The following is a 20,191-nucleotide window of genomic DNA, read 5'->3' as shown; positions in this document are numbered from 1 at the left end:
ATGAGATGACTCTTAAAAAAACTGAAGAAGGGGAGATTGATTAACTGACGGCTAATTCAAAAACTATGATTTGATCTACTTCATTACATAACTTTTGTTCTGTTCTTTTAAATAATATGAAGATAGGAAAAAGAACAGTGTATGATAGCAAGGACAAGTTTTTCTACGCACGGGATGTTTTGACTGATTTTACACCTCTATGCCAAAGTCACTCTTCTAATCAAGAGAGGCTTTTTTTATTTCTTCTTCATCCTTTCACTGAAAATGCTCGTTAAAGTGGATATGTTTTAGAGAACGTTTGTAATTAATTGTAGACTTAAACAGACATTAAAAAGATTGTATTCCTCTTAGAATTAATCAGTTTGTAAAAAGTACACTTTTATGGACGTTCACTTTGCGAACTGTCTGGTTGTGGTCACTTTTTATGGAGTTAAAAGGTAATTGTTGGATATTCAAATTATACTCGTTCATAATATAAAAAACGCCACCTCATTATTATTAAACAGGTTTGCGCTTTTTTTCTACTTGGAACATATTTTATGTAAATTAAAACTGTATAAAGTATACATACTGAACATTAATCATTTTTTGATAAAATGGTATTTAATACAAGAGGAATTACTAGCAATATAATTATAGGAGCTATATTAGTGTGTCTTAGTATCCTACTAACATCTATTCAAATTAAAAAGAGGAAAAGAAATAGCACAATAAAGAAGGGCTGAACATTGCAAATATTGGTCAGCCCTTTCCTTCTATCTTAGTAAATAAGATATTTAGAAAAGTTGAAAATGCTATTAAAAATATTTTTGTTGATTATTCAATCACCTTAATCCAACCTTCAGGAGCTTTAATACGACCTAATTGGATTCCGGTAAGTGTATCATATAACTTCTTAGTTATTGGCCCCATCCCTGTCATACTGTTTGGAAAGCATATTTCGTTTCCATGATCATTTATTTTACCTACAGGGGAAATAACGGCTGCTGTTCCACACAAACCACATTCAGCAAAATCTTTTACTTCCTCAAAGTATACTTCTCTTTCCTCTACTTCAAGTCCAAGATATTCCTCTGCAATTAACATTAGAGAACGACGGGTAATAGAAGGAAGAATGGTTTCTGATTTTGGTGTAACGACTTTATTGTCCTTTGTAACAAATATAAAATTGGCCCCGCCTGTTTCCTCTACTTTCGTCCTAGTTGCGGAATCCAGATACATATTTTCATCAAACCCATTTTCATTTGCTGTTACGAGACCATGAAGACTCATAGCATAGTTAAGGCCTAACTTAGCATTCCCGGTTCCATGAGGAGCAGCACGGTCAAAATCACTAACACAAAGAGTAAGGGCTTTTGCTCCATCCTTAAAGTAGGGACCAACCGGTGTAGTAAATATTCTGAACTGGAATTCCTCAGCAGGTTTAACTCCAATAACTGGATTAGTTCCAAACAGATACGGACGAATATATAATGAACCCCCAGATCCGTAAGGTGGTACATATGGAACGTTCGCTTTTACCGTCTGTACCACGGCATCCACAAACCGATCTTTTGGAAATGGAGCCATATGTATTCTCTTTGCAGAATCTTCTAAACGCTGGGCATTTAGCTCAGGTCGAAAAATAACAATTTTTCCATCTTGTGTGGCATATGCTTTCATCCCTTCAAAGCAAGTCTGAGCATACTGAAGTACACCTGCAGATTCGTTTAAAACAATAGTATGATCCTCTGTTAAGATTCCTTCATCCCAATTTCCATCTTTAAAATTAGCAACATATCGTTTGTCTGTCTTTCTATAAGTAAAACCTAGGTTCTCCCACTCCGTTTTTACCTTTTCCATTTTTCCCATCTCTCTTTCTTTATGGTGGATTCATTTTTCCGTAATTTTAACGTTTGCATTTCTACAATAGTTATTTAAATTAGAGGAATAATCTAACTATTTTTCGTGTAACCTTTTCTATCCCATTTTATTTAACAAGGTTATTTATAAATATTAGCTTAAGTTTCTCCTTTAGTGACGATCATCCCCCTCATCAAACAGTAGTAGAATGGTATTGGCCAAATTTCTTACAAGTGTCATGTTATGCTGAACTATATGTTTTATATTAGTTTGTCATATATATAACACTCAACACCTTTCTATAACACTTGAAAAAGTTATTTCACACCTTTGAGGCCATTTGTATCTTGTTCTGTAATAGTTTTAGATTATTCCTCTCTTCTTTCTCACAATCTGTTTTATTTTTTAAGGAATAACTCAATTTAAAAAGTAGGTCTATTTTCACTTATTTTTTGGGATAAAATTGTAGCATGAAAGATATTACATAATGTTGTAATTCCATGAGTTAATAACTCCTCATTTATATAAGAGTAACTAATCCGTAAATGATTATTTTCTTGCCCTACTGGATAACATGCTGATCCCGGTAAAAATGTAATCTGTTGTTTTTTTGCTTCTGATAAAAGAAGGTGACTATCAATCCAAGAAGGCAAACTAATCCATAAATTTAATCCTCCCTCTGGTATTGTCCAAGATACACCCTCAGGAGCAAGATTTGTAAGTAAATCAAGAGCTAAATCTCTTCGGATTTTTAGAGCAGTCCGCAACTTCTCTGAGTGGTCTATCATTCTTTTAGAGTTTATTAAGGGAAGAATTGCCTTTTGTGTGAGTAAAGGACTTCCTAAATCAGCATTCGCCTTTGCAGCTAATAAACGGGTGAAAATGGAGCCAGAAGCTGTTAATATTCCTATTCTACAACTTGGTGCAATCGTTTTACTTAATCCTCTTAAATAAATCACATTACCGAACTGATCCATACTTTTAAGGGAAACAGGTGGTTTTTTTTCAAAATAAATCTCACTGCACGGATCGTCCTCTACAATAATACAATGGATGCTCCTGGCTATATCAAGTAATTGCTTACGTCGTTTTAGAGACATAACAACACCTGTTGGATTATGAAACGTAGGAACCGTAAAGATAACTTTTGGTTTATGTTTTTCACATACATTTTGGAGTATATCTATTCTCATGCCATCTTTATCAACAGGCACCGTGAGTATGGTGGCACCTCTTCCACGAAAAATATCAATTGCCCCCGGATAGGTAGGTGCTTCCATTACCACCACATCACCAGGTCCAACAAATGTACGGGCAATAAGATCAATACTTTGTTGAAGACCACTTGTAACTAAGATATTTTCTGGTGTAGAGATAACCCCTGATCTTTTTAAATACGTAGACATTTCGCTCCTTAGTTGACTATCACCTTGAACATTTCCATATATAGACAATAACTCTGGGTTATCTGAAAGAACCTGTTGAACCTCATGCTCGAAATATCTATTTGGAAGAAGTTTAGGATCTATCATGGAAGATGAAAGGTGAACTTTTTGAGGAGCAATATGATAACGAGCAAACTGGGATCTAGGTAAATAATCTTGAAGCGATAATTGCCAATCATATGAAGGAATTTCTTCTTTTTCTAGCCTCGTCTCGTTCATTTTCACTTTTACAAAAGTACCTTTTCCTTGGATAGAAGTAGCAAAACCTTCTTGTTCTAATTGTTTGTATGCCTTGACAGCTGTAACCAAACTTACTTCCAGTTGTTTGGAAAGGCTGCGTACAGAAGGCAACTTCGATCCTTCTTCCAAAAGCCCTGAACGGATTCGGTCAACAATGGATTGATATATTTGTCTAGATAGTGATTCTCCTCTATTTCTTTGAATATCAATTTGTACCATAAATCCTCCTGAGTGTTATACATGTAGTTAGTGTTATAGTTTTATTTCATATAGTAGATGTTAATAAAGTTATTTTAACACTTGAATGAAATTTAATCATTCTATTCTTATATGAGAACAAAACGCTAATAAATAAATCTTAATACAGAATGTTCTAGAGAAGAAAACACAGAGGTTAAGTGTTATAGAAGTGTGTTGAGTGTTATACATGCGTTGAAGTAATATAGCACTTATAGTTGAACAAAGCATGACACTTGGAAGGGGATGGGATAGAAATGGATTAAGATGATTGAATAATCTAATTCACAGAGAACAGAAAAAAATGGAGGAGTAACTTGTGAATCAAAAACGGTTATTACTAACTTACGGTTTAGTATTTTTTGTTACGGCTGTTTGGGGACTTAATCTTGTTATAATTAAAGTATTGGTGGAAGATTTACCTCCTCAAACCATGACAGCATTTCGAATTATGATGGCTGGGATTACAGCATTAATCATAATCGTTCTGAGAAAATCATTTCGCCGTTTATCAAAAAAGGAATGGATCTATACGTTACTTGGGATGTTATTTGGTGTCATTCTACATCACTTGCTTATAGCAATAGGGTTAACAATGAGTGATGCTTCGAATGCTTCTTTAATTCTTGCATTAGTTCCACTCACAACAGCAATACTTGCTGTTCTCTTTTTAGGTGAACAATTAACAAAATTGCGAATGGTTGGTTTTATTCTAGCATTAACTGGTGTCTTCTTTATTCAGGGCGGTTCATTTAGTAATATGCAATTATCTCAAGGAGACTTAATTTTATTTATTGCCATGGTTGTCCAAGCCATTAGTTTTATTTTCGTAAAAAAGGCAACAGCAACACTCGATTCAAAACAGGTAACGACAATAATGTACCTAGCTGGCTCAATTGGTTTGTTAATTATTAGTTTTATAACTGAACCCGAAGGAGTCAGTGAAATGACTTCAGCATCTTTATTTACTTACTTTTTATTTATCGTATCAGGGTTAGTGGCAACAGGAGTGGGATATATAGTTTTTAATGCAGCTATTCAGAAGATAGGTGCAGGACAAACAGCCATATTTAATAACTTTGTTCCATTTTTTGGCCTTGTATTTTCAGCTCTTTTTTTAAACGAAACAATTACAACTTCACAATTAATTGGATTTGCATTTATTGTATCTGGGGTTCTATTTGGCACGGGTTATATTGAAAAAATAAGGATAAACAGGCGTAGAAAGCTTAATAATACAAAAAAGAGTATAGGGTAACTTACACTCTTTCCTAGTATTGGCAATTTCAGTTCTTGTTTATCAATCTAGATCAAAAGGTGTTATAGATATTAATAAAGAATATTTCACTTCAAGTGAATAGGTTTACAGCACTTACAGGTAGTTAGTACTTACTCTATATCGTACTCATACGACAGCTAAGAATGTTCTTAAAAAGAGAGCGTGTTAATAGAGCTATGGAAGGTATCACGGGTACAGTATTGTTAGTATTCGGTGTAAGATTATTCTTCGAAAAATAACTTTTATCAGTATTAATTTGAGAAATAATCAAGCTCCTATATAGTTGATTATTTCTCTTTTACATTTAGGGTATTACCATTCTAAACTCTCTAAGAATGATAGGATATCATGATGAATCTCTTCTTTATCTGGACCTAATGTCATCAAATGTTTTGAATTGGAATAACCTTTTACACTTCTATGGTGTGTAGATACATTTTTATATATATAATGAGCACTTTCTTTATATAATGGTTCATCTAACTCTCCATATAATATACGTATAGGCTTCTTAATTCTTAACAATCCTTCCATAGTCAAATCAATATATTCTTTAAATTGTAATAGACTACTAAATGAAGATGTTTCTAATTCATCTAATTCACGAGATATTTGTTGCTTTTCTTTTCCTTCTAATTGCTTATAAGTTAATGCATAATTTAATACACGTTTTTTTAATGAATCTACATCTTTCTTATATGGAACAGACATGGTGACTATCCCAGTAACATTCATTTTTCGGCCTACATTTAAAGCAAAAATACCCCCTAATGACACACCAATCACAGCAATATTTTGATAGCCCTCATTCTTTAAAAAATTGTAACCATTTTTTACGCTTTCCCACCAATCTCTTGGACTTGTAAGGATTAAATGTTCAGCCGACTGACCATGACCCTCATATAAAGGGGCAAAGCATGTATAATTTTCACTATTTAAAAACCTAGCTAATTTTTTTACATCAACTGTATTGCTAGTGAAAGAATGTAATAACAAAACAGCTTTTGAGCCGCCTTTTAAGAAGAAAGCTTTCGGTTTGGAAAATTCCACCATAAATCATTACCACCTTTGAAATTTACATACTAAACTTCTCCTATTGCCTCAAATCTATAATGCGTATGATATGTAATATTATCACAACAATCCTTTCTTATATATAAAAGGAGCGCAAACCCGTTGTTACCCAACGGGTTTGCACTCTTTTTGCTCCCTCGAACATGTTTATGTAAACCAGATTTGCATATCACATGTATTTCCTGTTAAGTGTCTTTCCTTTTCTTATACATCCTTTTATGAAAGGAAAGAGTATTTTATCTATACTCTAAGTAATTTAAAAATTGTTTGCTAGCAAGAGATAAAGTTTGGTTTTCCCTGTATGCCAACCCAATTTTTCGGTAAGCAGGTACTTCCAATTCTTTTGTGATAACGTCGTAAGGAATGCGTTGTAAAATTAATTGCGGTAAAATACTAATACCTAAACCACTCTCTACCATAGCCATAATGGCATAGTCATCCCATGTCGTAAAATTAATCTTAGGACAAATATTCCACTTTTTAAACAGTTTAGCCACATCAGAATTCCCTTCTTTTTCTAACAAGATAAAAGATGACTCAGAAAGTTCAGCAATTGGAATCTTTTCGAAATCTGCAAGAGGATGGCTTTCAGGCAATACAACAACTAGATTATCTTGTTCTATAAATGTTGTTTCCAATTCTGGAAGCGTAGGAAGTCGTAAAAAACCAAAATCTACACGCCCTTCTATAATCCACTTTTCTATCTCGTGGTAATCACCTAAAAGTAATTCAAAATCAATATTGGGATAATCAGTTTTGAATTGTTTTATTATTCTTGGAAGCCAATGCGTTGCTACGCTAGAGAAAGTTCCAATTCGAACCACGCCCGATTGTAATCCGTTAATTTCTTCTATCTGGTGTTGTAAGTTTCGATATTCTTCAAATAGTCTTTTAGCAGCTGGAAATAAATTTAATCCATCCGAAGTTAATCGCAAACCAGATCGATCACGTTCAAGTAGTATGACTCCCCATTCTTTTTCTAAATCGTTAATCATCCGACTTATGCCAGATTGAGAGTAATTTAAATACTTTGCTGCTTTTGTGAAACTTCCCAATTCAACTGTTTTAACAAAAGCAATATATTTTTGTATATTCATGTCCATAGAATCACAACCTTTGCATCTGTTTTTATCATGTATAGTATGATAATTATTCGCTTTTGTAATGCTAATTTTCATGATAATCTACATTTATTAAATTTACAAAGCAAAGGAATGAAAAAATATGTTTTTTATTAGCGAAATTTATACCATCGCTCCAAGAAAGTGTTCCACACCTTTACAACAAAGTACGTATCTTGCTTTACAACAATTAAACATTCCTTTTCAACGTGTTGATACAGATGAAGCCATTACAATGGATGACTGTACGCTTATTAATAAAAAGTTAAACATGAAAATGGTTAAAACATTGTTCTTATGTAATCGACAGCAAAGTTCCTTCTATCTATTTATCACTAAAGGAGATAAACCGTTTCGCTCAAAAGACTTCAGTAGTGCTTTAAATATATCTAGAGTTTCATTTGCTCCTGAGGACTTGATGAAAGAAATGTTAGGAACAAAAATAGGGGCAGCCACTGTTTTTAGTACACTACTTGATAAAAATCATGATGTGCAAGTTGTTTTCGATAAAGATGTGACGAGTGAAGAATGGTATGGGTGCAGTGATGGAACAACAACCGGATATATGAAGGTACGAACAGAGCAAATTATGAATGATTTTTTACCTTATACAAACCATGAGGTATCGGTTATAGAGGTGTGATATGAGTCTATATAAAAATAGAATAGCCATAAAAGGTGGAACTTCTACGCTGATAAATGAAATGGAGCAAAATAATCTAAGATCTTTTAATCAACTTACCTGTAGATTGTGTAGGTGAAGGAAGTGAAATATAAAATACAGTTTGTTTTATCTATGGTTATTTTCGGTACAATGGGTTTAGTTGTAAGATACATTGATTTATCTTCGAGTGAAACAGCTTTACTAAGTAGTTCAATTGGTTGCCTATTTTTAGTATTCGTATTTTTTATGATGAAGAAAACCATTCCATGGAAATTAGTAAAAGTTAATGCTTATATCTTACTTTTTTCCGGTATTGCATTAGGCGGAAATTGGATTTTCCTCTATCAATCGTACGAACATACAACACTTACTAATGCAACACTTGGGTATTATTTTGCACCTGTGTTTGTGATGGTCCTTTCACCATTCATTCTTAAGGAATCATTACCTATTAAAAAAATAGTTTGTATTAGTGTGGCAATAGTAGGGATGTTGTTGATTGTTGGCAACGAAGTCAGTGCCTCTGGAATAGATGACCTACTTGGAATCTTTTTTGAATTAGTTGCAGCTGCATTTTATGCTGCCTTAATGTTACTAAATAAATTTATTCGTCATATGGGCAGGTTAGAGATTACAATTATCCAACTTGGAATAACAGCATTACTACTCTTGCCATATGTGTTTTTTACAGAGGGACTCGGTATCTTTGGAGTATCTAAATCATCCGTTCCTTTTATAATCATTTTAGGAATTGTAAACACTGGCATTGGATTTTGGTTATTTTTCTCAGGTATGGAAAAGTTAAAAGGCCAAAGTATTGCTATGTTAAGTTATGTAGATCCGTTTGTAGCTATATTGATTTCTGCACTCATTCTGCGAGAACAAATGACCACCGTTCAGATGTTAGGTGGATTACTTCTTTTAGGTTCAACATTTATTAGTGAGAATAAGGCAATTAAGTTTCCAAAAAGAGGTGACAAAGTATCAACTCTATAATATGCAAAGCAGTAGGAAGTGTGGGTTTCCTACTGCTTTATATATATTTAAAAACTTTTCATTTTCATGCTGAGGGATTTTTCGATAATAGTGCGTAAAAGTATACTTATAGGAAAAGAAAAAGTGTAAAATCCTTGTCAGTCAAGGATTTTACGCTTTTTTACTTCTGATAAGATCTATTATGTTTATTTTACAGCTTCTTTCAATTCTTTTCCTGGTTTAAAAGCAGGAACTTTTGAAGCAGCAATCTGCATTTCCTCGCCGGTTTGAGGATTACGTCCTGTTCGCGCCGCACGCTCACGCACTTCAAATGTTCCAAATCCAATCAATTGAATTTTCTCTTCTTTTGAAAGAGTGTCAGAAATGGTTTTAAATAATGCATCTACAGCTTTTGCAGCATCCTGCTTTGTTAGTTCTGATTGTTCTGCAACAGCATTCACTAATTCAGTCTTGTTCATATCGAACACCTCATCCTTTTATTTTGGAACCATATGTAGAAAGATTACTATAACGCAGATTTGAGATATCTGTCTCTTAATAAAATTAGATAAACGGAAGGAAAACTCCTTTTTTACAAGATAGATGTTGGAATTAACCCTATAGCATTGTTAAATGAGCAATTGTTACATTACTAATCAGTCATATGATGGATAAGTATCTTAAAATCAATTCCACGAAGATTGGATACCGATAATCTGTGTTATGTAAACTAAAAAGACCTTATGTTTTTACATAAGGCCCTTTCTAATACGAATCAATCCATCCTACTAATAACAGTTGATATTTTGTAATTTGCAAACTTATTTAGATTCTCTAGAAATTCATTCAAATATTCATTAGAAGGAAATCTACATTCAAGTAGATAGCATCCATCTCCACTAATTCTATAGTTATTAAAAATGAATTGATCTTGTGTTTTTACAAATGAGAGAAATGGTTGATGATGAATGTCATGTAAATAGATATGAATAAAAGCATGTAAAAAACAATCTAATTTCGCTTGATTGACTGTAATTGAATATCCTTCAATTACACCATTATCTTCTAGTTTAGCCACTCTAGAGGCCGCTGCTTGTCCGGTCAAATGAACCTTCTCACCTAATTCTTTCATTTTGATTCGACTATTCTTGGACAGTTCTTCTAATATACGCATATCTGTATGATCTAGCATGCCTTCAACTCCTTTCAAAAATCAAGTCAAACGACTAAAAGACTTGATTTTATCTGTGTATTTCATGGTTCTCCATAATATAAACTATATGTAGATTAAAGAAAAGGAGCAATAAATATGAATATTAAACAAATTCGCAATGCAACAATCATTGTTGAATATGCAAATAAAAAGTTTTTAATCGATCCTATGTTAGCAGAGAAAGGTACGTACCCACCTTTCCCTGGTTCGGTTAAGCAAGATCAAAACAATCCTGTAGTGAGTTTACCAATCTCCGTTGACGATATCATTAGTGGAGTTGATGCAGTTATTCTCACTCATCTTCATTTAGACCATTTTGACGAGGCTGCGCAAAGACTATTGCCAAAAGATATTAAAATGTTCGTTCAAAATGAAGAAGAGGCAAAGGACGTCCAAAATGTCGGTTTCCAAAATGTAGAGGTACTAACAAAGGGCACTGTCTTTGAAGGCATCCAATTAGTTAAAACAAGAGGCGAGCATGGAAGAGGAGAAGAACTATTAAAGCTTATGGGGGAAGTATGTGGCGTCGTCTTTAAACATCCAAGTGAAAAAACAGTGTATGTAGCTGGTGATACAGTCTGGTATGAAGGTGTACAGGAAGAATTAGATACTCATGAACCAGATATTATTGTCGTCAATGGCGGAGATAATCAATTTATAGAGTATGGTTCTCTCATTATGGGAAAAGAAGACATCTATGAAGTACACAAGGCGGCTCCTAATGCTAAGATTATTTCTGTTCATATGGAAGCTGTTAACCATTGGACACTATCTAGAGAAGAACTAAAAAACTTTAGTAAAGAAAAGGGATTCTTAAATAGTATTTTAATACCTGAAGATGGTGAATCCTACACATTTTAATAGGAACACCGACTAATATTGTTGTGTTCATATTTAAAAATAAGAAATAGAAGGAGCTCATAATTATCAGAAATTTAATTATGAGCTTCTTCCAATGATGAATATAGTGAATTGTAAACATATCGAAAATCCTAAATATGTAGAATGAAGAATTAAATATTCTAAGGATGACAAAACAAACACGAAAAGCTACAAAGGTATCTCGTTAGGAGGGAGAGTTCATGACAATGACAGCAAAAGATACAAATGTATCAACGCAGCAGCCTATATGGTTGCAAGAATATATTGATTCACCAGAAAGACAAGTAAAGCTTTATAAAAAAACATTAAGAATTTTGATGTTTTCACAAATCTTTGGGGGAGCAGGACTTGGAGCCGGTGTAACAGTAGGAGCACTTCTTGCACAAGACATGCTAGGGACGGAAAATGCAGCAGGGATTCCAACGGCTCTATTTACTTTAGGTTCTGCAGGAGCTGCCCTACTTATAGGACGGTCTTCACAACGTTTTGGACGTAGAGCAGGACTTGCAGGGGGATTCCTTGCAGGAGGGGTAGGGGCTATCGGTGTTATAATGGCAGCTTTAACCACCAACATCGCACTTTTATTCCTTTCCCTTCTTATTTATGGAGCTGGTACGGCGTCTAATCTACAAGCGCGATATGCAGGGACGGATCTTGCAACAGATAAACAACGGGCAACTGCCGCAAGCATGGCCATGGTTTCCACTACCTTGGGTGCTGTAGTTGCTCCTAACTTGGTCAATACAATGGGAGAATTTGCGGATTCAATCAGTGTTCCAACTTTGGCTGGCCCTTTCATCTTGTCAGGAGCAGCTTTTATAATTGCCGGATTATTGATCTTATTTTTTCTTCGTCCAGATCCTTTGGTTGTGTCTACAGCTATTGCGAATGCTAAGAAAAATGTGCATCCTACAGAGACAGAGGCAAATTTAAAGAGTGCTAATATAAACAAAAAAGGTGTTGTGGTAGGGGCTGTCATTATGATTTTGACTCAATTTGTTATGGCAGCCATTATGACCATGACACCCATTCATATGGGACATCATGGTCATGGTTTGCAAGAGGTGGGGGTAGTTATAGGTTTCCATATAGCAGCTATGTACCTTCCTTCGCCATTAACAGGTATACTCGTAGATCAGCTTGGCCGTACTACTATGGCTGTTGCTTCTGGTGTTACACTCCTAGCCTCTGGATTGGTAGCAGCTTTTGCACCGGTAGGTTCAATGCCACTGCTTACCCTAGCGTTAGTGCTACTAGGTTTGGGCTGGAACTTTGGTTTGATAAGCGGAACTGCTCTTATTATAGATTCAACACATCCATCTGTGCGTGCAAAAACACAAGGATCAGTCGATGTCTTATTTGCCCTGTCAGGAGCAGCTGGTGGAGGAGTATCAGGAATGGTAGTCGCTCATTCTAGTTATGCAGCATTATCACTTTCTGGAGCCATTCTCTCACTATTGCTTATTCCTGTAGTTGTTTGGTCTCATAAAAATCTAAACAAAGAGCTACTATAAAATCTTTCTAGTTTATTGTCTTTTGATTATTCAGACTGATATCCATATATAACAAGCAGATGTTAGGAGTGAAATTCAAGGAGACCTCTCTTTTAAGTAAGCATAAAAAAATAACTTTATTATGTATCAGGCTTTTATACCTTTAGAATGGGACTCTTTAGTTCAATAATTAACAGTGTAACATCTTTGTTCTCAGACATTTTAACTGATATTAGGTCTGGAAACATTTAATCATCTATAAAAGTTATTGCTTTTAAATTAATAATTATTATATGAATTGAGCAATGGGTGTTCAGAAAAATAACTTCTGAACACCCTTTATTCATTATGCTTTGTTTTGTAGTTCAATATAAGTATTCCCACCTGATAAAAGATCAAGATGGCCTATTTTTGGCCCATAATAAGACTGAGTAGAGGCATTGTTTTTGCCATAAATGGAGGCTTATGAACAGCATCGCAACATTCTAAAACACTTGATTTCTACAATTGGTAATCGATCTTTTCTAAAAAATAAGCAGTTAAAGTTTTGGCTACGTATGTCTTTTTTTTACCAGCACATCTTGCAAAAGCAATTGAAAAGGAAGTAACTAATATCGAAGAGAAGGTACAGCCGATACTAGAAAGTAAATTTCAGGATTGGATCAATGCTAAGGTAATAGTCGAAGATGCAATAAAAACGCCGACCTTTGCTTCTTAAGGATAGTCGATTCCATTATGCTGGAGCTTGTATATGACAATGATAAAAAATAGATGAAGGATAATTAGAAGCTTCCTGGACAGTATTTTAGAGAGGTATTTCACATCAGTAATCATACAGAAAGAGATGTTGATATATGAAGAAAACAATAAAAGAACAGAAATGGGTATTAATTATACTCTTAAGCAATATATTCATTGCATTTCTAGGAATTGGACTCATCGTCCCTGTTATGCCGTCTTTTATGGATATCATGCATTTATCAGGAAAAACGATGGGCTATCTTGTTGCTGTATATGCGATGGCACAACTGCTTATGTCACCCTTTGCAGGACGTTGGGTTGACCGTTATGGAAGAAAGAAAATCATTATAATTGGCTTATTCCTTTTTGGTGTTTCAGAACTTATCTTTGGGTTAGGTACGAATGTAGTGGTGCTTTATATATCAAGAATTCTAGGAGGAATAAGTGCCGCCTTTATCATGCCAGGCGTTACTGCATATGTTGCAGATATTACATCCGTTCGGGAACGTCCAAAAGCGATGGGCTATATTTCTGCCGCCGTTAGTACTGGCTATATTATAGGACCTGGCATTGGCGGCTTTATTACAGGATATGGTATACGCATGCCCTTCTTCTTTGCGTCAGCCATTGCCATTTTAGCATGCATACCATCAATATTTATTTTGAAAGAGGAGCCGTTAACAAAGGAAAAGATTACAGACATTTCTGCCAATACAAAGCAAACAAACTTCATAAGCGATATAAAAAGATCACTTAATCCACGTTACTTTATTGCATTTATGATTGTGTTTGTACTCGCTTTCGGTTTATCAGCATATGAAACTATTTTTAGCTTATTTTCTGATCATAAGTTCGGCTTCACACCAAAGGATATTGCCGCCATTATTTCAATAAGCTCAATCTTCGGCGTGATTTTCCAAATTTTTATGTTTGGAAGAATGATAGATATACTTGGTGAAAAGAAACTAATCCAATTATGTTTAATTACAGGTGCCATATTGGCGATAGCATCTACGATGATCTCTGGTTTTTTGGCAGTGTTGGCGGTGACTTGCTTCATCTTCCTTGCATTTGACTTGCTTCGTCCTGCATTGACGACAATTTTATCAAAAGCTGCTGGGAAAGAGCAAGGATTTGTCGCTGGAATGAATTCAACCTATACGAGCTTAGGGAATGTCGTCGGACCAATGATGAGTGGAATATTATTTGACATAAACATCCACTATCCTTACCTTTTCGCTGCGATCATTTTGGGTATTGGTCTTAGTATTACAGTAATGTGGAAAGAAAAACAACTGATAGAAAGCTTAGAGGAATAATTAGAAACGAGTGGGGCGCTTTGACGTCTGACCCTCTTTTAGAAAAGCTCTCTATATCGAACTGTCCCATAATTGTTAGATTGGTGTCTAATATTTATGGGTTTTTTTATGGTTAATTTTACACCTGGAGATAGAAATCTGCGAATTGTAAAATTTGTAAGTTGGATTCGTCCGTAAAAATATTACTATATGAAAAGAAAAAGCGTAAAACCGTTGTCACTCAAAGGGTTTACACTTTTTTACTTCCTAGAATCAACATTATATGAACTAAGTTCTTATAGAGTATTCATTTGATTATTGGATATCTTATTCAGCAAGGGGACCAGATTGTTTAGGAACATTTTTTAGTTTTAGGCTGTCACGAAAAGGTGTTCCCCTCATTATTTATACCGTTTTCATCATATTATTTAAAACATCATGAACCAATGGGAAAGTAATGAACCCATCATCTTCTAGAAAATGACCACCTTTTTCAACAGGATAAAAGGATGCATCCAATTGTTTTGATAAACTTTGACTCAATTGAGAAGGAACAATAGAGTCATCTTTCGCAGCAATAATAGCACGTGAATGAGTTGCGGAAATTATTTTTTTATAATCCACTTTTTTAGCTGTAAAAGGGTTTAGTGAAGGTAAGGATGATAAGGTTTCAGAAAAGCCAGAAACAAGAACAAAACCTCCAAAGCTTGGTAATGGATCTAATTGTTCTAGGTAGTTCAATAGTGTGATAGACCCCAAGCTATGTGTTACGAAATAAGTATTGTTATCTACATTCTTTATATTATTAGCTAATGTTTCCAACCATTCTTCTTTCTTAGGATCAGACGAATTTGGCATGTGAAGAACCGAAACTTGATGATCATCTGCTATTAACTTTTCCCTTAACCATGGAAACCAATGATTAGTTGGTGAAGCTCCGTATCCATGAATGATGTATACTTGTTTTCCCACTGCTCCTCTTCCTTTCTTTTTATAGATATAAAAACAGTATATTACTAATCCGAACCTATATGGTAGGAGAAACACTTGAATAAGCAACTAAAAGGCTTTTTTAAACGAAAATCCTTTTTTAGTGCCGATAATTGATTTTATGTAAACTAAAAATGAATCCTTTATACAGTTTAGAAAGAGAAAAAACGACCTTTTTTTATCAAGAGGTCGTTTTTTCTTTATTGGTGCCTTATAACCTTATGTAATTACCTGATGCCCCAGGGCATTCCTTGTCGTTTGCTCCAAGGATGGGGTATTATACAGTATTCCTTTTTCTGATTTCTATTAAAGGATCGATCTACAAAGGACTTGAACAACTAAACCGATTACTACGCCAGGAAGCACAAATAACATAGGCATCCACACAGGACCCCATAACACCCCAAATATTGTCAATGTTGAGGAATAAATGGCTCCTACAGTTACAAAATAGGCGCTGAACACAAAGGGAAGAAAAGAATATCCGTCTTTTCCTCCTCCTGCATCTTTAAAAGCATCCCACGCCGCAAAAAAGTATACACACGGATAAAACATTAACCATGGATAATCTGTTTGTTGGATAGCTAATGAAATATCCCCTTGAAAACTTAAAATAATGACTTCGTTAAAATTCGCTTGTACATTAATCAGAAATTCAAGGATTAGTAAAACTGTGCCTTTAACATATTTACCGTTTAAATATTGGCCAAATCCAGGAAGTGCAATACTCCACATTAACTTTTCAAATGGATTCTTTTTCACTTAAACATACCCTAGAAATAGTATTTTGTTTATTGTTCTTTTGCAATTTCTTTTCTATTGGGAGCAAGTGGCGGTTGTTCTAACCATTTATTTTTCACCATAATATTAAACCATTTTTTAGTTACCATTAGATTTTTCAGAATGGTGCCTTCATAAGTGGTTATAAGGTCTGTTCGCATAGCTGATGCTAAACCGGTTCCGTGATACGCTTGTGCAGCTTGGAACAAGAAACCAATATGATACAACATTAACTTATCGGAAAAAGGGGAGTCGGTTGAAATGGTCACTTCTGTTTCCCACGATCGAGGAACAGGTAAATTATCCGCGTGCATGATTTTTGAAAAGGCTTGTATCTGTTTATCAGCCGTGTTCTGGGAATCCTCTAAAAACTTTCTTACTTCTTTTGATTGAGCGACTTGACTGAAAGCGATAGAAAGCGTTTTAGCCATAATACTCTTTTTCAAGTTGAACGAAATACTTATAATTTCTGGTGCAGATAAGCGTCTTCCTTTTCCGAAAATGCCATCTGTGAAATCTTGACTAGAAATAAATTCAGGGTTCTTGGCAGGATAAAATAAAGGATCTCTCTGAAAATTCCCTTTCTCAAGCAATAACTCAATCGTTTGATGATACATTCTTTTGGCATCATTATCACACGAGTCGTAGAAATCCCTTAAGTCCTTTCTAACCGAAACACCTAATGAAGTGGTATGCCCGAGCAAGCCATGTAACGTCATGATATGTAAGTAATTCAAGCAAAAGATATCCGTGAATAATTTCTCCGTACCTTTATGGAGGTCAGACTCCGTAAATCCAATGGGAACGGGAAACCCTTCGTTTTCTATAAAAGCTATAATTTGTTTCTTTTGTTTTGCAAAAGTCTTAATAGCATCTTCAAAAATGGTTTTGATTGACTCATCTTCAACAATAGAGAACATATATCGATTCACTACATCCGTCATGGTTCCGTTTACATATTCTCCCCATAGTGTTCCTATTTCGGAAGATGTAAGTTTTAACTTGTTCTTATCCACATTATCACCTCTTGGATAATATTTGCCGATTCATCAATAGATATGAATTTTTTCTTAATAAAAAAGGTAGTCAGCATGTAATTTCTGATAAGCAACATTATGTGAACTAGTTTGTATTTCATATACATAAAAAAAGAAACAGTCTTTTTAGATCTGTTTCTTAAGGAATTCCAATCCACTTAATGTTTTACCCATAAAATCTGAAGATGAAACTTAAAAATATAATACTTTTTAACAAAATGAATATTTTTCTCTTCTAATAAATCCTATTATTTGAATTAGAAAAGATGATATTCACTTTAGTGATTCACCTACTGCTCATTGGAGCACTATATGAAAAAACATTCATCATTAAACAGAGCAAGCTTACTAAACATAACTTGATAAATAAAGGCCAAAGGATATTCTCCCTTGGCCTTCGTCATAATTTAGATTCAACCTGTAAAGAATATACATACCCTGAACAATTATTCTCCGGAGGTACCTAGATTATGACGAAACATCCTACCCAGCTAACTTCAGCTGAAATAGCTTGTATTTGGACTAACTATATGCAAGATAGTATGTCCAAATGTGTATTATCTTATTTACTACAAACGATAGAAGATGATGATATTCGTCCTCTTATTCAGTGGGCATATGACATCTCTTGTACTCATATTGAAGAGTTAACCACATTATTTCAACAGGAACAGATTCCACTCCCAACAGGGTTTACAGATGAGGATGTGAATGTAAATGCCCCTCGGCTATATACCGACGCTTTTATACTTAACTATTTAGCTCATATGGCCAGGGTAGGGATGCTTGGATATAGTGGATTCACCTCTATGGGGGCGAGGAAAGATCTTAAAACGTATTTTATAAAAGGACTTCGAGAAACCTCTGATTTATTTGATCAGAGTACCGATTTATTACTAGAAAAGGGATTATATATTCGAGCACCTTATATCTCATATCCTACCAAAACAGATTTTGTAGATAGTCATAAATATTTAAGTGGTTTTTCTCTATTCAGCAAACAACGACCATTAAACGCCATAGAGATTTCCCATTTATATATGAACAGTATAACGAACCATATCGGAAGTAAACTGTCCCTTAGTTTTGCCCAAGTTTCCCCTCAGGAAGAGATTCAAAATTGGATGTTAAGGGGAAGGGATATTTCCCAAAAACATATGCGGGTTTTCACAAGGATTCTTCTCGATAGCGATATAGAATCCCCTATCTCACCTGATGTTGCTATTACAGATGCGACAACACCGCCTTTTTCGGATAAACTAGTTATGTTTCATATGGCCATGTTAAGTGCAACAGGAACAGGAAATTACGCCACGGCAGCATCAGCCAGTCAAAGAAGTGATTTAATCATCAATTATGAACGTTTATCTCTTGAAGTGGCTCTGTATGCTAAGGATGGAGCTGATATCATGATTAAGAATCAATGGATGGAGCAACCTCCCACCACATTAGATAAAGAACAACTGGTAAAAAAGAAAAAGTGAGCCATTAAGAGTAGTGTGTGAAAGAACAGAAAATAAACAGCGCAAACTTGCTATACTGAGCAGGTTTGCGCTGTTATTACTTCCGGGAATATAGGTTATGTTAACTAGTTTTACTAATGATACTACAGCATTCTATGCTATGTTTATCATTCAAAAAAATGATTTAATTATTTAATTGCATAATTGAATAAAGAGACAAGTTAGCTTTATTTAATCATTTTCTATCTATTATCAGATAGCTTTAAATGAGTGATTTCAGAAACTACTTGTTCAGCTGATTGCAGTGCACCTTCAAGATGCCCTCCAAATGGTGCATTTGTTTCGGTACCAGCAAAAAAGAGTTTCTTTTCCCATATTCCTGCTTTTTTTGGGGGGCCATAGCTTGGAAAGTCTGTAAGTGGATCGGAATCTTCCTCAACAGCTGTTTCTAGGTCTCTAGACCAATCTTTGTAGTGGATAGAACTCACATTTTTTGCAGAAGGTCCGAAGAGTCTAACAAGTTGATCCATAACCAGTTTTAAAACACTATCCTCTCCTAGTTCTTGACGCATCTTTGCTGGTATTCCAAAGAAACCAAACAGGGCACCGGAACCAGTTTCAGGGGACGCATCATGAATTTCCTGCAATGGTCCAACCCAGCTCGTGGCGAAACCAGAAAGTCCAAATTCTCTCCAAAACGGACGATCATAAACTGCCACCACCTTAGCTTGTCCTGCCATCCATGTAGGTTTACTGACAAGGTCAGTAATAAGGGTTGCAGAGGGAGAGGGAGAGAATTCAATATGGTGTGCTAAGATTCGAGGTGGCAATGCTAAGATAACAGCACTTGCAGACACTTCTTTTTTCTTTCCATCAGCAAGGACTGCTTCAATTGTAATAGCATCTTCTTGATCTAATCTAATGGCCGTAACTCGAGTTTCTAACTCTACTATCCCTAATGGGAGAGTATCTGCAACAGCATCAATAAGAGATTGCACGCCTCTTTTGAATCGAACCGAATATCCAACAGAGTTTTCTGGTAGTCTATAACGTTCTGGTGATGTGTTATGTGATCGCTCTAGAAGCATTTCTCCCTGGGTGTACTGGACAAAAGTTTCTAAACCCAGGTCTTTGACTAGATTAGCAATAGTCCTCTCGTACTGGGGCCAAAACCATGTCGGTCCAAGATCAAATTTTCCTAAGTCAGGTCTCTTTGAATCAGAAGTGCTCAACACTCTACCACCGATTCTATCTCTAGCCTCTAGAACCTTACAACTGATACCTTGTGCAGCAAGCAGAGACGCAGCATAAAGACCACTTAAACCAGCTCCAACAATGATTACAGGATGAGTCATGTTCTTTCCTCCTTTCTTAAAAAATTCTCTAATTCAGTCATTCAAAAAATGGGTGTCTTACT

18 protein-coding genes and 1 pseudogene are annotated in these 20,191 nt (G+C 35.0%); 9 read left to right on the top strand and 10 right to left on the bottom strand.

Going from position 1 to position 20,191, the window contains the following annotated elements; all coding sequences use genetic code 11:
- Positions 1–816: 816 nt before the first annotated feature.
- Positions 817–1,851, bottom strand: a complete 1,035-nt coding sequence (locus ACK3CR_RS17705; RefSeq protein ID WP_488975876.1) for a branched-chain amino acid aminotransferase — start codon at positions 1,849–1,851, stop codon at positions 817–819.
- Positions 1,852–2,264: 413 nt separating this feature from the next.
- Positions 2,265–3,746: a MocR-like pyridoxine biosynthesis transcription factor PdxR gene (gene pdxR, locus ACK3CR_RS17700; RefSeq protein WP_488975875.1), complete on the bottom strand. Its 1,482-nt coding sequence runs from the start codon at positions 3,744–3,746 to the stop codon at positions 2,265–2,267.
- A 337-nt stretch (positions 3,747–4,083) separates the two neighbouring features.
- Here pdxR and ACK3CR_RS17695 point away from each other — a divergent pair, with 337 nt between their 5' ends.
- Positions 4,084–5,022 (top strand): DMT family transporter, encoded by a 939-nt coding sequence (locus ACK3CR_RS17695; protein ID WP_488975874.1) that lies wholly within the window; start codon positions 4,084–4,086, stop codon positions 5,020–5,022.
- A gap of 128 nt (positions 5,023–5,150) precedes the next feature.
- A pseudogene (locus tag ACK3CR_RS17690) lies at positions 5,151–5,282 on the top strand (LysE family translocator); the annotation flags it as partial.
- Between the two features lie 73 nt (positions 5,283–5,355).
- Here ACK3CR_RS17690 and ACK3CR_RS17685 read toward each other — a convergent pair.
- On the bottom strand, positions 5,356–6,096 hold the full coding sequence (locus tag ACK3CR_RS17685; protein WP_488975873.1) for an alpha/beta hydrolase: 741 nt from the start codon (positions 6,094–6,096) through the stop codon (positions 5,356–5,358).
- 257 nt (positions 6,097–6,353) lie between these two features.
- A complete protein-coding gene (locus ACK3CR_RS17680; protein ID WP_488976207.1) occupies positions 6,354–7,214 on the bottom strand; it encodes a LysR family transcriptional regulator in 861 nt (286 codons plus the stop codon).
- 127 nt (positions 7,215–7,341) lie between these two features.
- On the opposite strand from ACK3CR_RS17680, the gene ACK3CR_RS17675 reads away from it, so the two are divergent.
- Both ACK3CR_RS17675 and ACK3CR_RS17670 read left to right on the top strand, forming a co-directional pair.
- Positions 7,342–7,881 carry a prolyl-tRNA synthetase associated domain-containing protein gene (locus tag ACK3CR_RS17675; RefSeq protein ID WP_488975872.1) on the top strand — a complete coding sequence of 180 codons (540 nt, stop codon included), beginning with the start codon at positions 7,342–7,344 and terminating at the stop codon, positions 7,879–7,881.
- Positions 7,882–8,004: 123 nt separating this feature from the next.
- Positions 8,005–8,898, top strand: a complete 894-nt coding sequence (locus tag ACK3CR_RS17670; RefSeq protein ID WP_488975871.1) for a DMT family transporter — start codon at positions 8,005–8,007, stop codon at positions 8,896–8,898.
- A gap of 185 nt (positions 8,899–9,083) precedes the next feature.
- Here ACK3CR_RS17670 and ACK3CR_RS17665 read toward each other — a convergent pair whose 3' ends face one another.
- Positions 9,084–9,356 carry an HU family DNA-binding protein gene (locus tag ACK3CR_RS17665; RefSeq protein WP_074842889.1) on the bottom strand — a complete coding sequence of 91 codons (273 nt, stop codon included), beginning with the start codon at positions 9,354–9,356 and terminating at the stop codon, positions 9,084–9,086.
- A 296-nt stretch (positions 9,357–9,652) separates the two neighbouring features.
- Positions 9,653–10,069 (bottom strand): Lrp/AsnC family transcriptional regulator, encoded by a 417-nt coding sequence (locus ACK3CR_RS17660; protein WP_488975870.1) that lies wholly within the window; start codon positions 10,067–10,069, stop codon positions 9,653–9,655.
- 117 nt (positions 10,070–10,186) lie between these two features.
- Here ACK3CR_RS17660 and ACK3CR_RS17655 point away from each other — a divergent pair, with 117 nt between their 5' ends.
- The 4 genes from ACK3CR_RS17655 to ACK3CR_RS17640 all read left to right on the top strand — a co-directional run bounded on the left by ACK3CR_RS17655 (position 10,187) and on the right by ACK3CR_RS17640 (position 14,525).
- Complete coding sequence (locus tag ACK3CR_RS17655) at positions 10,187–10,951, top strand: MBL fold metallo-hydrolase (RefSeq protein ID WP_488975869.1); 765 nt, start codon at positions 10,187–10,189, stop codon at positions 10,949–10,951.
- 221 nt (positions 10,952–11,172) lie between these two features.
- Complete coding sequence (locus ACK3CR_RS17650; RefSeq protein ID WP_488975868.1) at positions 11,173–12,486, top strand: MFS transporter; 1,314 nt, start codon at positions 11,173–11,175, stop codon at positions 12,484–12,486.
- Positions 12,487–13,012: 526 nt separating this feature from the next.
- A complete protein-coding gene (locus ACK3CR_RS17645) occupies positions 13,013–13,183 on the top strand; it encodes a hypothetical protein (RefSeq protein WP_328125157.1) in 171 nt (56 codons plus the stop codon).
- Positions 13,184–13,319: 136 nt separating this feature from the next.
- Positions 13,320–14,525 (top strand): MFS transporter, encoded by a 1,206-nt coding sequence (locus tag ACK3CR_RS17640; protein ID WP_488975867.1) that lies wholly within the window; start codon positions 13,320–13,322, stop codon positions 14,523–14,525.
- A 384-nt stretch (positions 14,526–14,909) separates the two neighbouring features.
- Here the strand turns inward: ACK3CR_RS17640 and ACK3CR_RS17635 are convergent, their stop codons facing one another.
- The 3 genes from ACK3CR_RS17635 to ACK3CR_RS17625 form a co-directional block, all read right to left on the bottom strand.
- Positions 14,910–15,476 carry an RBBP9/YdeN family alpha/beta hydrolase gene (locus ACK3CR_RS17635; protein ID WP_488975866.1) on the bottom strand — a complete coding sequence of 189 codons (567 nt, stop codon included), beginning with the start codon at positions 15,474–15,476 and terminating at the stop codon, positions 14,910–14,912.
- Positions 15,477–15,800: 324 nt separating this feature from the next.
- The gene (locus ACK3CR_RS17630) at positions 15,801–16,229 is read right to left on the bottom strand and encodes a hypothetical protein (protein WP_488976206.1); all 429 of its coding nucleotides are present in this window, start codon (positions 16,227–16,229) and stop codon (positions 15,801–15,803) included.
- 56 nt (positions 16,230–16,285) lie between these two features.
- On the bottom strand, positions 16,286–17,290 hold the full coding sequence (locus tag ACK3CR_RS17625; RefSeq protein ID WP_488975865.1) for a DUF3231 family protein: 1,005 nt from the start codon (positions 17,288–17,290) through the stop codon (positions 16,286–16,288).
- 491 nt (positions 17,291–17,781) lie between these two features.
- Between ACK3CR_RS17625 and ACK3CR_RS17620 the strand changes: the two genes are divergently transcribed.
- Complete coding sequence (locus ACK3CR_RS17620; RefSeq protein WP_488975864.1) at positions 17,782–18,795, top strand: DUF3231 family protein; 1,014 nt, start codon at positions 17,782–17,784, stop codon at positions 18,793–18,795.
- 221 nt (positions 18,796–19,016) lie between these two features.
- Here ACK3CR_RS17620 and ACK3CR_RS17615 read toward each other — a convergent pair whose 3' ends face one another.
- Positions 19,017–20,129 carry a flavin monoamine oxidase family protein gene (locus tag ACK3CR_RS17615; protein ID WP_488975863.1) on the bottom strand — a complete coding sequence of 371 codons (1,113 nt, stop codon included), beginning with the start codon at positions 20,127–20,129 and terminating at the stop codon, positions 19,017–19,019.
- Positions 20,130–20,191: the final 62 nt, after the last annotated feature.

The organism is Priestia sp. TRM10 (genome assembly GCF_057808375.1).
This window is presented reverse-complemented; position numbering and strand designations above follow the sequence as displayed.